At 62.0% G+C, this 13,064-nt stretch carries 13 protein-coding genes; 8 read left to right on the forward strand and 5 right to left on the reverse strand.

Translation table 11 applies throughout. The features are described 5' to 3' along the window. Positions 1–397, reverse strand: a 397-nt coding sequence (locus M0954_RS14635; RefSeq protein WP_297353959.1) for an APC family permease, incomplete at its 3' end; no start/stop codon positions are given. 484 nt (positions 398–881) lie between these two features. On the opposite strand from M0954_RS14635, the gene M0954_RS14640 reads away from it, so the two are divergent. Next, positions 882–1,085 carry a cold-shock protein gene (locus M0954_RS14640; protein ID WP_007180251.1) on the forward strand — a complete coding sequence of 68 codons (204 nt, stop codon included), beginning with the start codon at positions 882–884 and terminating at the stop codon, positions 1,083–1,085. An 87-nt stretch (positions 1,086–1,172) separates the two neighbouring features. On the opposite strand, the gene M0954_RS14645 is transcribed toward M0954_RS14640, so the two are convergent. Next, a complete protein-coding gene (locus tag M0954_RS14645; RefSeq protein ID WP_122152675.1) occupies positions 1,173–2,423 on the reverse strand; it encodes an Hsp70 family protein in 1,251 nt (416 codons plus the stop codon). Positions 2,424–2,594: 171 nt separating this feature from the next. Here M0954_RS14645 and M0954_RS14650 point away from each other — a divergent pair, with 171 nt between their 5' ends. Next, a complete protein-coding gene (locus M0954_RS14650; protein ID WP_122152676.1) occupies positions 2,595–4,067 on the forward strand; it encodes an MFS transporter in 1,473 nt (490 codons plus the stop codon). A gap of 463 nt (positions 4,068–4,530) precedes the next feature. Further along, positions 4,531–4,845, forward strand: a complete 315-nt coding sequence (locus tag M0954_RS14655; protein WP_297353961.1) for an H-NS histone family protein — start codon at positions 4,531–4,533, stop codon at positions 4,843–4,845. 60 nt (positions 4,846–4,905) lie between these two features. On the opposite strand, the gene M0954_RS14660 is transcribed toward M0954_RS14655, so the two are convergent. Beyond that, positions 4,906–5,499: a nitroreductase family protein gene (locus M0954_RS14660; protein WP_297353963.1), complete on the reverse strand. Its 594-nt coding sequence runs from the start codon at positions 5,497–5,499 to the stop codon at positions 4,906–4,908. A gap of 130 nt (positions 5,500–5,629) precedes the next feature. Further along, a complete protein-coding gene (locus tag M0954_RS14665) occupies positions 5,630–6,913 on the reverse strand; it encodes an MFS transporter (RefSeq protein WP_297353965.1) in 1,284 nt (427 codons plus the stop codon). A 158-nt stretch (positions 6,914–7,071) separates the two neighbouring features. Here M0954_RS14665 and M0954_RS14670 point away from each other — a divergent pair, with 158 nt between their 5' ends. Then, entirely contained in the window at positions 7,072–7,716 is a 645-nt protein-coding gene (locus M0954_RS14670; protein WP_297353967.1) for a TetR/AcrR family transcriptional regulator, read from the forward strand. 61 nt (positions 7,717–7,777) lie between these two features. Beyond that, positions 7,778–8,350, forward strand: coding sequence for a DUF1415 domain-containing protein (locus M0954_RS14675; protein WP_297353969.1), 573 nt, complete (start codon positions 7,778–7,780; stop codon positions 8,348–8,350). Positions 8,351–8,452: 102 nt separating this feature from the next. Here M0954_RS14675 and M0954_RS14680 read toward each other — a convergent pair whose 3' ends face one another. Continuing rightward, on the reverse strand, positions 8,453–9,283 hold the full coding sequence (locus tag M0954_RS14680) for an SAM-dependent methyltransferase (protein WP_297353971.1): 831 nt from the start codon (positions 9,281–9,283) through the stop codon (positions 8,453–8,455). A gap of 389 nt (positions 9,284–9,672) precedes the next feature. Between M0954_RS14680 and M0954_RS14685 the strand changes: the two genes are divergently transcribed. From M0954_RS14685 to M0954_RS14695, 3 genes are all read left to right on the forward strand, one after another. Continuing rightward, positions 9,673–9,993, forward strand: a complete 321-nt coding sequence (locus tag M0954_RS14685; protein ID WP_074262622.1) for a DNA-binding protein — start codon at positions 9,673–9,675, stop codon at positions 9,991–9,993. Between the two features lie 504 nt (positions 9,994–10,497). After that, positions 10,498–11,784: an MFS transporter gene (locus tag M0954_RS14690; protein ID WP_297353973.1), complete on the forward strand. Its 1,287-nt coding sequence runs from the start codon at positions 10,498–10,500 to the stop codon at positions 11,782–11,784. Positions 11,785–11,935: 151 nt separating this feature from the next. Beyond that, positions 11,936–13,064: TIGR03862 family flavoprotein (locus M0954_RS14695; RefSeq protein WP_297353975.1), on the forward strand; the 1,129-nt coding region annotated here is incomplete at its 3' end.

Consider the following 13,064-nt stretch of genomic DNA (forward strand, 5'->3'; position numbering starts at 1 on the left):
CATTCGTGGTTAATGACCCATTCACGAACAATGCATGCGCCCATGGATATGGCCATGTACTCATGTATTGAATCGAAGCTTCGGCTTCGATTGGAATCACCGACACGATTGCGATCCAGTTAGCCCATGCGCTGACAAAACCGACCAGTGCGCCGTGCGAATAGCGCGCGTAGCGCACCATGCCGCCCGACTCCGGAAACATCGCACCGAGTTCCGCATAGGTCAGTGCAATCGCCAGAATCACCACTGCGCCGATTACCCAGGCGCAAACAGCTGCCGGGCCTGCAATTTTTGCCGCCTTCCACGCGCCGAACAGCCAGCCCGATCCGATGATCGAACCGAGGCCGGTCAACATCAGCGCGAACGGGCCAATGTTCCGTTGAATAGAACTTTTCACGTCTTCTCCTTTGTCGACCAGAGTTAGCGCTTTAGCGCTTACTCCGGTCCCATGCGAATGCAGTCAGGTCAAAAACACCTCGACACCGCGGCAATGCTTTGACGCTGGAGACGGGGTGACGGCCATGATGGGCGGGGGCTTATACCTGGACTCAGGTGCAACCCTAGCGCGGCGCGTAGTTTAACGGTTGCACCGAAAGAATGCAGGCGAAGCTAGGGTTATCCCTGGCGAGAAATTAAGGGGAACGCAAGTTTCTTCAGCACGCGTCGCGCCTGGCCCCAAAAGCTTGTAAAGATGTGCTGAGACGGTTGACCTTCTCTCGAAATCGCCGTATAACGTTCGGGCAGGATTTCAAGCGGCGAGTGAATTGGTCTTTCGTAGTTCGCCCATCAACGGTACTCCGGTTGGTCCCATTACCCCCTTCCTTGATTTTCATGCACCCAACGGGCTTCGGCCTTATTTACCATCTTTAGGAACAAGTAATATGGAAACCGGTACCGTCAAGTGGTTCAATGACGCAAAGGGCTTCGGCTTCATCACTCCCGACGGCGGCGGTGAAGATCTGTTCGCGCATTTCTCGGAAATCCGCACGGAAGGCTTCAAGACGCTGCAAGAGAACCAAAAGGTTACGTTTGAAGTGAAGACGGGCCCGAAGGGCAAGCAAGCAGCTAACATCAAGCCGGTGTAAGCGCACGCTTCCTTCTGGACGCAAAGAAAAACCCCGCTTTCGCGGGGTTTTTTTACGCCTGTCGGAAATACACGCGACGGCCGGCGTTTATCCGAATAGCCGCCGCGCGTGAATGCCAAGGCCCGTCGCCACGCTGGCGAGGCGATCGCCGAACACCGGCCGGGCGTCCGGAAATGCCGCGGACAGCGCGCTGGAGAGGAACGCCAAACCCGTTGAACCGCCGGTGAAGTAAATCGCGCCCACGTTGCGCGGCGCCACACCGGCCGCTTGCACGGTGTCGCGCGCCGCCTGCACGATACGCAGCGTCTCGTCCTGCCCCGCCTTGATCAGCTGCGTTTCGTCGAAGGCGAGGCGCAGGTCGTCTTCCACCAGTTCCAGATCGATCATCGTCTCGCCGCCGGCCGCGACGCCGATCTTCGCCTCTTCCGCGTGCGCAGCAAGCGCATGCCCCAGACGCCGGTCGACGACCCGCGTCAGGCGGTCGTGGTGCTTTACGTCAGTGAACAGGTGCCGCATCAGCGTCAGCTCGCTGACCCGCTTGGGCCCGTAGACCGTGTTGATCAGGTGCCAGGTTGCGAGGTCGAAGTAGATCCGGTTCGGAATCTCGCGTCCTTCCGGATCGAGCGTCTGATAACCGAGTTCGCGCAGGATGGTGGTAAGTTCGACGCGGCGGTCGAAGTCCGTGCCCGCCACGTGCACTCCGTGGTGCGCCAGCACGTCGTCCTTGCGCTCGACCCGTTTCACGCGATCCGGCCCAACCCGCACCAGCGAGAAGTCCGACGTGCCGCCGCCGATGTCGGCCACCAGCACCAGCCCCTCTTCGGTCAGATGCGACTCGTAGTCGAACGCCGCGGCGATAGGCTCGTACTGGAAGTGAATCTCCCGCAAGCCCACCGAACGCGCAGCGGCTTCGAGTTGCTGTTGCGCTAGCCGGTCAGCGCGCGGATCATCGTCGACGAAGAACACTGGACGGCCCAGTACCGCGCGGCTGATCGGGCTGCCGGCGCTCGCTTCGGCGGAGCGCTTAAGGTGATCGACGAAGATCGCGATGACCTCGGTGTATTTGATCGCCGAGCCGTCGCCGAGGTCGGTCGAGTTTTCCGCCAGCGCCGAGCCGAGAATGCTTTTCATCGAGCGCATCAGGCGGCCGTCGAAGCCGTCTATATAGGCTTCGAGCGCCGCGCGGCCGAAGTCGCGCGTGTTTTCGTCCGTATTGAAGAACACTGCGGTGGGCAGCGTCGTGTAGGCACCTTCGACCGGCGCAAGCCGCAGCGCCGCGCCGTCGGGCACGGCGACGGCCGAATTCGATGTGCCAAAGTCAATCGCGCAATAGGTCATGGCAGTAAATCGCCGCTCACGGCTGGCGCGGACAGAAGGTGGACGGGCTTTGTATCACGAAAGCGCAGCGGGTATCAACCAGGTCCCTACGGACGGGTACAACGGAACGGAAATTGCTCATTGGCGAAGGATACGCCATTCAAATTACCCCATACGTGGAGACTTGCCGCAATGACCGAGCCTGTCAGCGCCGCAGTGCAGGAAAAACCGCGCAACGTGATCGAAACCGATCTGCCGTCGCGCCTCGATCGTCTGCCTTGGGGTCAGTTTCATTCCCTGATTGTGGTCGCGTTGGGCATCACCTGGCTGCTCGACGGGCTCGAAGTGACGCTCGCCGGCGCCGTCGCAAGCGCGCTGAAGACAAGTCCAACGCTGCACTTTACCAATAGCGACGTCGGTCTGGCCGGAAGTGCCTATATCGCGGGCGCCGTGCTCGGCGCGCTCGGCTTCGGGTGGCTCACTGACCGGCTCGGCCGGCGCAAGCTGTTTTTCATCACGCTCTCGCTGTATCTGACGGCTACCGCGGCCACCGCGCTGTCGTGGAATCTGGCGAGCTTCCTGCTATTTCGCTTCCTGACCGGTGCGGGGATCGGCGGTGAATACACGGCGATCAATTCGACGATCCAGGAATTCACGCCTGCACGCGTGCGCGGCTGGACCGATCTCGGCATCAATGGGACGTTCTGGGTGGGCGCAGGAATCGGCGCGGCCGGCTCGCTCGTGCTGCTCGATCCGCATCTGCTACCCACTGACTGGGGCTGGCGCGCGTGCTTCTTAATCGGTGCGGTGCTCGCGCTCGCGATTCTGCCGATGCGTGTCTGGGTGCCGGAAAGCCCGCGCTGGCTCCTCACGCACGGCGAAGCGCAGGAAGCCACCACGATCGTCGAGAACATCGAAGCGCGCTTTCGCCGCGCCGGACATCCGCCAATGGACGAGCCGCTCACCCGCTTGCGTCTGCGCACGCGTGACCACACGCCGCTCGGCGAAGTCTTCCATGCGCTCTTTACGGTGCATCGGCGCCGCGCGCTGGTGGGGCTGTCGTTGATGACCGCGCAAGCGTTTTTCTACAACGCGATTTTCTTCACCTATGCGCTCGTACTCACGGATTTCTATCACGTGCCGGGAGATCATATCGGCTGGTATCTGCTGCCGTTTGCGCTGGGAAATTTTCTCGGACCGCTGCTGCTCGGGCGCCTGTTCGATGTGATCGGCCGTCGCAAGATGATTTTCACGACGTATGCGCTCTCGGGCATTTTGCTGACGCTCAGTGGCTATCTGTTCGAACATAATTTGCTCACCGTCACCACACAGACGATTGCGTGGATGGTGATTTTCTTCTTTGCTTCTGCGGCAGCCAGCTCGGCTTACCTGACCGTGAGCGAATCGTTTCCGCTGGAAATTCGCGCATTGGCGATTGCCGTGTTCTACGCGTTCGGCACCGCGCTAGGCGGCATCGCCGGACCCGCATTCTTCGGACGACTGATCGATACGCATCAGCGCAGCGCGGTATTCACGGGCTACCTGGTCGGCTCGGCGCTGATGATCGGCGCGGCGGTAGTGGCCGCGATCTGGGGCGTCGATGCGGAGCGCAAGTCGCTCGAAAACGTTGCCACTCCGCTGTCGGCGGTGACAGACAACGAGTGAGCGCGATGCGTCTCTGGCGCATCCAGGCGCGCGTTGCGTGCCCTCGCATCACGCCAAAGCTAGCAAGCGCGTGGCGTGCCTCCGGCATCACGCTAAAACTAGCAAGCGCGTAGCCTGCCCCGCATCACGCCAAAGCGGACTAGCGCGGTGCCGCGCAACACACACCCTACGCCACTGTCCCGCAGATAAGGACAGTGCATTGCCGGTCTCGCCAGTATTCGCGATTCACGATCGCAGATAACTGTTCATGCATGCGCTCGCTGGGTCCGCGCTGGCTCAACGATCGCTCCAGGACCGGCTTGTCTCCCTCGCGGTTCCCCCGACCAGCAGAGGCCGGTCCTGCTTCACCAGCGCGCCGCGCGCGCTGGTGCTTTTTCTTTCAACGGCATGCGGTGACCTCAACGGCGGCATTGAATGCCATGGGTCGCCTGCAATGATTCGTTCGCACTTAGAGGACCGTCCGATGGTGTCTTACCAGGAGCTGCTCAGGCAGCGCCTTCAGCTCGAAGCCGATATTGCCGCTGCGCATGCAGCGGAGCGGCGAGCCGCTATTGCGCAAATTCGCCGGCTGATGTGCGAGTACCGGCTCACGACACGCGACGTATTGCCTGCGCGCACGGCCCGACGCACGCGCCCGCAGCAAGGGCCGGCGTTCTACCAGGACCCGGTAAGCGGCGCGCTCTGGTCGGGACGCGGCCGGCCGCCGCGTTGGCTGGACGGCAAGGAACGTGACCTGTACCGGGTAAGCGGCGAGTCGACTGAAACTGTGTCCGAATGAAAAAACGCGCGACCTTGCGGACCGCGCGTTTCCTGTCTTTCCGAGCAACGCTTCAGCGCCTCAGAACGCCTTCTTCCACGCACCGCTATACGCGATCTCGCCCAGCGGAAAACGCGTGCGCACTGACTTCTCGCGCTCGCGCAGCACCGGGTCGAGCTTCTCGACTTCGCCGAAGTGGCCGAGCGAAATCATCGCGATCGCCTCGACATCGTCGGGAATCGCAAACGCCTTGCGGAATGCGTTGACGTCGAAACCGCTCATCTGGTGTGCAGCGAGGCCCAACGCGTGCGCTTGCAATACCAGCGCCATCGCGGCCGCACCCGCATCGTAGGGAGCGCACCGGTTCACTTCACCCTTGTTGGTCAGCGTATGCGTGGTCACGGCTATCAGCACCGGCGCCGGCGCATTCCAGCCCTGATTGAACGGCACCAGCGTGGCAAAGGCGCGCTTGAACGAGACTTCATCGCTGCTGCGATCGAACACAACGAAACGCCACGGCTGGGAGTTGTACGACGAGGGCGCCCAGCGGGCCGCTTCAAGAACCGCATGCAGATGCTCGTGGCTGATCGGCTCGCTCGAATAGGCACGCGGGCTCCAGCGACCTGCAATCAGTTCGTGAATGGGAACTGCGGTTGGGGCGGGTTTGTTGGTCATGCGCTTCTCTCAGTCGAAATTCATGATCGACGGGCGGCTGCCCGGGGCACATAGCATAACCGGGCTTCGCCGTAAGCGCTTCAAAACGGACTGATAAAACGTATTCGAGAAAGCGGCGGCCCCGAGACGTCTACACCGGCTGCGGCGACGCCGTCCGCTCACCGCGGTTGATACGCAGCACGATCACCGACGCGACGAGGCACAGGCCGCCCGAGATCATCGACGCCACCGTGTAAGTACCGAGGCTCGAGCGCAGCATGCCCGCGCCCAGCGCCGCGAACGCCGCACCGAGCTGATGACCGGCCACCACCCAGCCGAACACAACCGGCGCTGCTTCCTTGCCGTAGACATCGGTGGCAAGACGCACGGTAGGCGGCACGGTCGCGATCCAGTCGAGTCCATAGAAAACCGCGAACAGCGGCAAGCCGAAAAAGTCGATGCCGAACGCGTGTGGCAAGTACATCAACGACAAGCCGCGCAGCCCGTAATACCAGAACAGCAGCACCCGGCTATTGAAGCGATCCGACAGCCAGCCCGACAGCGTCGTGCCGAACAGATCGAAGATGCCCATGGCGGCGAGCAGCGATGCACCCTGCACTTCGGAAAGGCCGTAGTCGCCGCACATGGCGATCAGGTGCGTGCCAACGTAACCGTTGGTACTCGCCCCGCAGATAAAGAAGCTGAAAAACAGCAGCCAGAAATCCCGCGTCTTGCTCGCCATGGCGAGCGTGCCGAAGGCGATCGCCAGCGGATTCTGCTTGGAGAGTTGGGTGTTGATGGGCGAATCGGCCGGCTCGCCGAACGGGCGCAGCGTCAGATCGGCCGGACGCTCGGGCAGCAGAAAGGCCACCAACGGCAGCACGATCGCCGTCGCGCCGGCCACCACCCAAACCACCGGGCGCCAGCCGTGATGCTCGGCAATCGCCGCGAGCAGCGGCAGGAACACCAGCTGGCCGGTCGCCGAACTGGCGGTGAGAATGCCCATCACGAGCCCGCGATGCGTCGTGAACCAGCGGTTCACCACCGTAGCGGACAAGGACAGCGCCGCCACGCCCGTCGAACCGCCCACCATCACACCCCAGATCAGGACCATCTGCCACGGATGCGTCATCAGCGACGACAGCGCCACGCCGCTCGCCAGCGTGGCGAGCGCGATCATCAGGGTCGGGCGTACGCCGAAACGCTGCATCGCCGCCGCTGCGAACGGTCCCATCAGGCCGTACAGCGCGATATTCACCGAAATCGCCAGCGAAATGCTCGCCCGGCTCCAGCCGAACTGGTGCTCGAGCGGCACCATCATCACGCTCGGCGTGGCACGCGTCCCCGCCGCAGCCAGCAACACCAGAAACACCACCGCCACGGTCAGCCAACCGTAGTGGAAGCGCCCGCCAATCATTCTCGCTGCCCAGTTCATCGGATCTCCAGTCGGCCCGCCGTTCGTCGAACGCAGCCGGCTCCTGTTTTGTTACGCGTTTTGTAAAGGACTTGTGACCGATCAGTCACAATGGTGTTGCGATACTAGTGACCGGTCGGTAACATGTCAAGTTATCCATTAACGAACGTAGGGCCACCATGTCACAGCGCGCTGCAACAGCACCGGCCAGGCCAGTCCGCCGCACCCGCACGCAGACTGCGGGGCCGCAGGCGCAGGAACATCTACTGAAAGCCGCCAGCGAACTGTTCTACCAGGAAGGCGTGCGGGCGGTGGGGGTCGACGCGATCGTCGAACGGGCCGGCGTCAACAAAATGAGTCTATACCGCCAGTTTTCGTCGAAGGACGACCTGGTGCTCGGCTACCTGGAGCGCCAGGACACGCGGTTTTTCAGCTATGTGGAGAAGAGCTTCGCGCAGCATCCCGGCAAACCGGCCCGGCAGCTTTTGCAGTACTTCGAAGATCTGGTCGTGCGCGCGTCGGTTGAAGATTATCGCGGCTGTCCGTTTGTGAATGTCGCGGTGGAGTTTCCGGATGCATCGCATGCTGCCCGGCAATTTGTCGCCGGCAACAAGGCGCGCCTGATGGCGCGCATCACCGAACTTGCCGTCGAGGCCGGCGCCGATGACCCTAAAGCACTCGCTAATGGACTAGGACTGCTGATCGAAGGGGTGTATGCGGCAAGCCAGACCTACGGGCCGGGTTGCGGGCCGATTCAGGCCGCGCCGCGGGTAGCGGCGCAGTTGATTGCCGCAGCTTGTGCGACACCTACCGCGAAGGCGTGAGAAGGCGTGAGCCGCGATCAACGCCGCCGGTAAAATGAGGCTTTCAGCCCATTACTCCGTCATGCCGCCGTCTTCCTCCTCCGATTCCCATGACGCCATCCGCGCCGCCACCCGTCACTGGCTGATCCGGGCGGTGATTGGCCTGAACCTCTGTCCGTTCGCCAAGGCCGTGCACGTCAAGAACCAGATTCGCTACGCGATCAGCGAAGCGACAGATCTCGAAGGGGTCCTGATCGATCTTGAAACGGAGTTGAAGACGCTCGCGCAGGCCGACCCCGCCGAGATCGACACGACGCTGCTGATCCTGCCGCAGGCGCTCGCCGATTTCCTCGAATACAACGACTGTCTGTTTTTCGCGGACCGGATGCTCAAGCAGTTACGCCTCGCAGGCGAACTGCAGATTGCGAGTTTTCACCCGCAATACCAGTTCGAGGGAAGCGAAGCGGACGACATCGAGAACTACACGAATCGCGCACCCTATCCGATCCTGCACCTGCTGCGCGAAGCGAGCATCGAACGTGCGGTGGAGGCCTTTCCCGACGCCGAAGCGATCTACGAGCGCAATCAGGAAACCCTGCGTCGGCTTGGGCTGTCCGGCTGGGAAAAGTGGATGAGCGAGCCGGCTGGCGAGTGAATGGCAAATGAGCCGCAAACAAGCAGTGGATGGCAAGTAAGCGGCAAATAGGCAGCGAACACGCGACGCGGTTTCGCGCCTCGTCCGCCCCTCAAGGCCCGCTCAAGCCTCGACAAAAAACCGCTCGCGCAGCTCCACCAGTCCGAGCGTGTCCATCACCTCGTTGAGCCGCTCGGTTGGACGACGGCGCGGCAAGTCCTTGTACTGGGCAATGATCAGTTCGTTCTTCATCGAATGCTCCCAGCCCACGAGCTCGGTGACGCTCACCTGATAGCCGTGCGCCTCGAGTTGCAGACAGCGCAGCACGTTAGTGATCTGGCTGCCGAACTCCCGCGTATGCAGCGGATGGCGCCAGATTTCCGTCAACGCGTTGCCGAGCGACTTGCTCTTGTTCTGACGCAGCACCCCCGCCACTTCGGCCTGACAGCAGGGCACCACCACGATGTACTTCGCATGCTTTTCCAGGGCGAAGCGAATCGCATCGTCGGTCGCGGTGTTACACGCGTGCAGCGCCGTGACGATATCGATCTGCGGCGGCAACCGGTCTGACGTAATTGATTCGGCCACCGACAGATTCAGAAACGACATGCCCTTGAAGCCAAGCCGCGCGGCCAGCGCCTCGGAACTTGTCACGAGTTCTTCACGCGTTTCAATGCCGTAGATGTGCGAATTATCCCGATGTTCCTTGAAAAACAGGTCATACAGGATAAAACCAAGGTAGGACTTCCCCGCGCCGTGATCGACGAGGGTCAGGTCACCCTGGGTTTCTTTCAGATCTTTCAGCAACGGTTCGATGAACTGGAACAGGTGATAGACCTGTTTCAGCTTGCGACGGCTGTCCTGATTCATTTTGCCGTCGCGCGTGAGGATGTGCAGTTCCTTTAGCAGTTCGACAGATTGGTTGGGACGAATTTCGTGAGTTTTGCTGGACATCGTACGGACCATCATCGATTACACGGCGAACGTGCGACAGGCGACGGAAAAAGAGAGAAGTTGCTGCCAGTTTACCCAAACCGCGGCACATCTACCGATTCAACGCCGCCAAGCATGCGCGAAACGCGTATTCCTGGAACACTTCCTGCTCTGAAAAGGGGGCGCGAAGCGGAATGGACAGGACGCGGAACGCGTAGAAAGCGAAGCATGCAGCCCAAGCCCCGTGGCAGGCCGCATTTAGAACAACGACACACTACCGGCTGCCAGATCGATCAGGCGAACCGCACACGTGTGGGGAAGTCGGACCGGAACACTGGTCCGGACGTTACGTAACCTGCAGTGCGCCGCGATCTTAACCGGAAGCGCGCTCAGACGATATTGAGGCGGCAATGGATACGATACCCAACGGCAACGCCGAACAGAAGTTCCAGGAAATGTTGACCAAACTGCTGGCAACACCAACCTGGTCCGAGAAACAGCAGATCGAACTCGAAATGGCGCGTGACATTTCGGTCGAGATGCTGCGCCTCGCCGAGTTGATGCGCGATGGCACCGTCGACATGGAAACCTGTCTCACTATGCTCAAGTACGCGAAGGTACTCGACTTCGTGATGACCACGCTCGCGTCCCGGCGCGATATCAAGCCGCAGACGCTGCGGGTGATTTTCAAGCTCGCCGGGCTTAAGGTTGACGAGGAGTATCCAGGGTGAGACGCCCGGCGCGGTACAGATAAACCGACGAGCAAAGGCGTTGACACGCTTTCCTGGGCCGCACTACGCAGCAACAAGGCGCGGCGGCCCTTTGCTTGAGGCTTTAGCCCGCTCGTAAAGCGCGCATAGGACTTTTTCCAATGCTGTTGCATTGCAGCAGCGGTGCCTGCAATGAAACGCGAGCTTCGAGCGCGTCGAGAAGCGCGTAATGCTCCTCTGGCGCCACCGCCCACTTGGTCGGCCATCCTCTCAATCCCCCGCTCAAACATCAAGCGTAGCCCGCGACCCGCATAGCTCTCGCCGTGCGCGCGTCACACGACCCAGTCTGATGCGCGGTCAACAGGTTGCTTGACCAGGTTTGCAAGCGCCCCCATTATCGGCAACTGCACACGCAGTTCCGCCGGCAGAGCGGGACGCACACGACAGAAGCGCCGCCAGCACGGCATCGCAGCGGAGCTGCAGGATCTGCACGACGGATGCCGCCCTCACGGAGGAGACGTTGTTATGAGAAAAATGCGTTGGGTTGTGATCTTTCTGTGCTTTCTGGCCATTGCGGTGAACTACGTCGATCGGGCCAATCTCGCGGTCGCCGCGCCGCAGATCGAAAAGACGCTCGGCATCGGGCCGGCCCAGATGGGTCTCATCCTGAGCGGCTTCTTCTGGACGTACGCGTTCATGCAGATGCCGTTCGGCTGGTTTGTCGACCGGGTCGGCGCCCGTATCGCGCTGCCGCTGGCGGTTGGCTGGTGGTCGGTGTTCACGGCCGCCACGTCGGTGGCGGGCAGCGTCAGTGCGATGTTCGGCTGCCGGCTGATGCTCGGCATCGGCGAGGCGGGCGCGTATCCGTCCTGCGCCAAGCTGGTCGCGCAATGGTTCAAACCGGCACAGCGGGCGATCGCCACCAGCATCTTCGATAGCGGTTCGCGAGTCGGTTCAGCACTGTCGATTCCGCTCGTTGCGTTGATCATCAGCACCGCGGGCTGGAAGGCCTCGTTCGTCATCACGGGCGTGCTTGGGGCGGTATGGATCGTCGGTTGGCTGGTGATCTACCGCAGCCCCGCCCACGGCGACATGACCGGCCCCACCGACGTCTTGCCACAACGCGAGGCGCACGCCGGCGAACCGCACGCGAGCTGGGCGTCGCTGTTCCGCCATCGCACGGTGTGGGGCATGATGCTGGGCTTCTTCTGCCTGAACTTCGTGATCTATTTCTTCATCACGTGGTTTCCGAGCTATCTCGTCCAGACGCGCGGCTTCTCGCTTAAATCGCTGGGCACGCTCGGGACGATCCCAGCGTTGATGTCGATTCCCAGCGGCTGGCTGGGTGGCTATGTCTCCGACGCGCTCTACCGGCGCGGCTGGAGCCTCACGGCATCACGCAAGACGTGCATGGTGGGCGGCATGCTGATGTCGTCGGTGATCACGCTGTCGGCCTTCACCTCGAATATCTATCTGATGCTCGCCTGCTTCGGCGTCGCCTACGGCAGCCTCGCGTTTGCCGCCGCCAGTATCTGGTCGCTGCCCGCCGATGTCGCCCCTACGCCGAACCATGTTGCTTCGCTCAGCGGCATTCAGAATTTCGCCTCGAACCTGGCCGGGATCGTCATCACCACGTTTACCGGTGCGATGGTCGCGTTGACCAAAGGCTCGTTCACGATTCCGCTGATCGTCGCGGGCGGGTTCTGCCTTTTGGGCGCGTTTAGCTATCTGGTGATCGTGGACCGGGTCGAGCCGTTACCCACGAAACACGATGGGCATGACGATGCTGAGACCGCGCGCTCGCCGGTCTAAGTTCAGCACGCGAGGGCTCTGGACACGAAGTCGCTGCGCGTTTGCCCGCAAGCGACTCGCAGTGTGAAAATAGAGGGCTTTGCGCGGCCAGCCGTGGCAAGCTGGCCGCGCACCCCGCTTTCTCCCTCACGCCCTCACCCAAATGCACCCCATGTCCAACTTGCCCGATTCCGCTCGTGTCGCCGTCATCGGCGGCGGCCCCGCCGGGCTGATGGCCGCCGAGGCGTTAGCCGCGGGAGGCGTGCAGGTCGACGTGTACGACGCCATGCCGTCGGTCGGGCGCAAGTTCCTGATGGCGGGCAAAGGCGGCATGAACATCACGCATTCCGAGCCGCTCGAGGCGTTCCTCGGGCGCTACGGCGCAAGGCGTGAGCAGATCGCGGCGTTACTGGACGTGTTCGGGCCGGATGCGCTGCGCGCGTGGCTTCATGAGTTGGGCGTCGAAACGTTCGTCGGCAGTTCAGGGCGCGTGTTTCCCACCGACATGAAAGCGGCGCCGATGCTGCGCGCCTGGCTGCATCGCCTGAGGGAGTCGGGTGCGCGATTTCACATGCGGCATAAGTGGGTGGGATGGGATGCGGCTGATAGCATGGACGACGTGGACCACTCGCACGACAAGGACACAGGGAATGCCGAGAAGCGCGATAACACCGCGCAGCAAGTGCTGCGCTTCATGACACCTGCTGGCGAGCAGCAGGTGCGCGCCGATGCCGTGATCTTCGCACTGGGCGGTGGAAGCTGGCCGCGCCTCGGCTCAGATGCCGCATGGGTGCCGTTGATGACCGCGCACGATGTGCCCGTTGCACCACTGCGCCCCGCCAACTGCGGCTTCGATGCAAACTGGAGCGACTACTTCCGCGAGCGTTTCGCGGGACAACCAGTGAAACCCGTCGCGATCGCGCTGACCGACAAAGGCGGCAACGTCCAGCATCGGCAAGGCGAGTTTGTCGTCACTGAAACGGGTATCGAGGGGAGTCTGGTGTATGCGCTATCGGCTTCGATCCGCGAGCGGATCCTGGCGGATGGCGAGGTGACGATCACGCTCGATCTCGCTCCCGCACTCAACGCGCAACGCGTGCTGGACGAAGTCACCCGCCCGCGCGGCTCGCGCTCGATGTCGACTCATCTGCAGAGCCGCATCGGCCTCGGCGGAGTCAAACTCGGCCTGCTGCACGAAGCGCTGTCGAAGGAAGCGTTTTCGGACGCGGCCCTTCTCGCTCAGACGATCAAGGCACTGCCGCTGAAGCTCATACGCCCGCGGCCGATTGAAGAAGCCATCA

The organism is Paraburkholderia sp. (assembly GCF_026225065.1).
Classification (GTDB): Bacteria; Pseudomonadota; Gammaproteobacteria; order Burkholderiales; family Burkholderiaceae; genus Paraburkholderia.

Coding starts and splice junctions, on each gene's coding strand:
- M0954_RS14640 (WP_007180251.1), top strand. CDS start 882: ATGGAAACCGGTACCGTCAAGTGGTTCAATGACGCAAAGGGCTTCGGC.
- M0954_RS14645 (WP_122152675.1), bottom strand. CDS start 2,423: ATGACCTATTGCGCGATTGACTTTGGCACATCGAATTCGGCCGTCGCC.
- M0954_RS14650 (WP_122152676.1), top strand. CDS start 2,595: ATGACCGAGCCTGTCAGCGCCGCAGTGCAGGAAAAACCGCGCAACGTG.
- M0954_RS14655 (WP_297353961.1), top strand. CDS start 4,531: ATGGTGTCTTACCAGGAGCTGCTCAGGCAGCGCCTTCAGCTCGAAGCC.
- M0954_RS14660 (WP_297353963.1), bottom strand. CDS start 5,499: ATGACCAACAAACCCGCCCCAACCGCAGTTCCCATTCACGAACTGATT.
- M0954_RS14665 (WP_297353965.1), bottom strand. CDS start 6,913: ATGAACTGGGCAGCGAGAATGATTGGCGGGCGCTTCCACTACGGTTGG.
- M0954_RS14670 (WP_297353967.1), top strand. CDS start 7,072: ATGTCACAGCGCGCTGCAACAGCACCGGCCAGGCCAGTCCGCCGCACC.
- M0954_RS14675 (WP_297353969.1), top strand. CDS start 7,778: ATGCCGCCGTCTTCCTCCTCCGATTCCCATGACGCCATCCGCGCCGCC.
- M0954_RS14680 (WP_297353971.1), bottom strand. CDS start 9,283: ATGTCCAGCAAAACTCACGAAATTCGTCCCAACCAATCTGTCGAACTG.
- M0954_RS14685 (WP_074262622.1), top strand. CDS start 9,673: ATGGATACGATACCCAACGGCAACGCCGAACAGAAGTTCCAGGAAATG.
- M0954_RS14690 (WP_297353973.1), top strand. CDS start 10,498: ATGAGAAAAATGCGTTGGGTTGTGATCTTTCTGTGCTTTCTGGCCATT.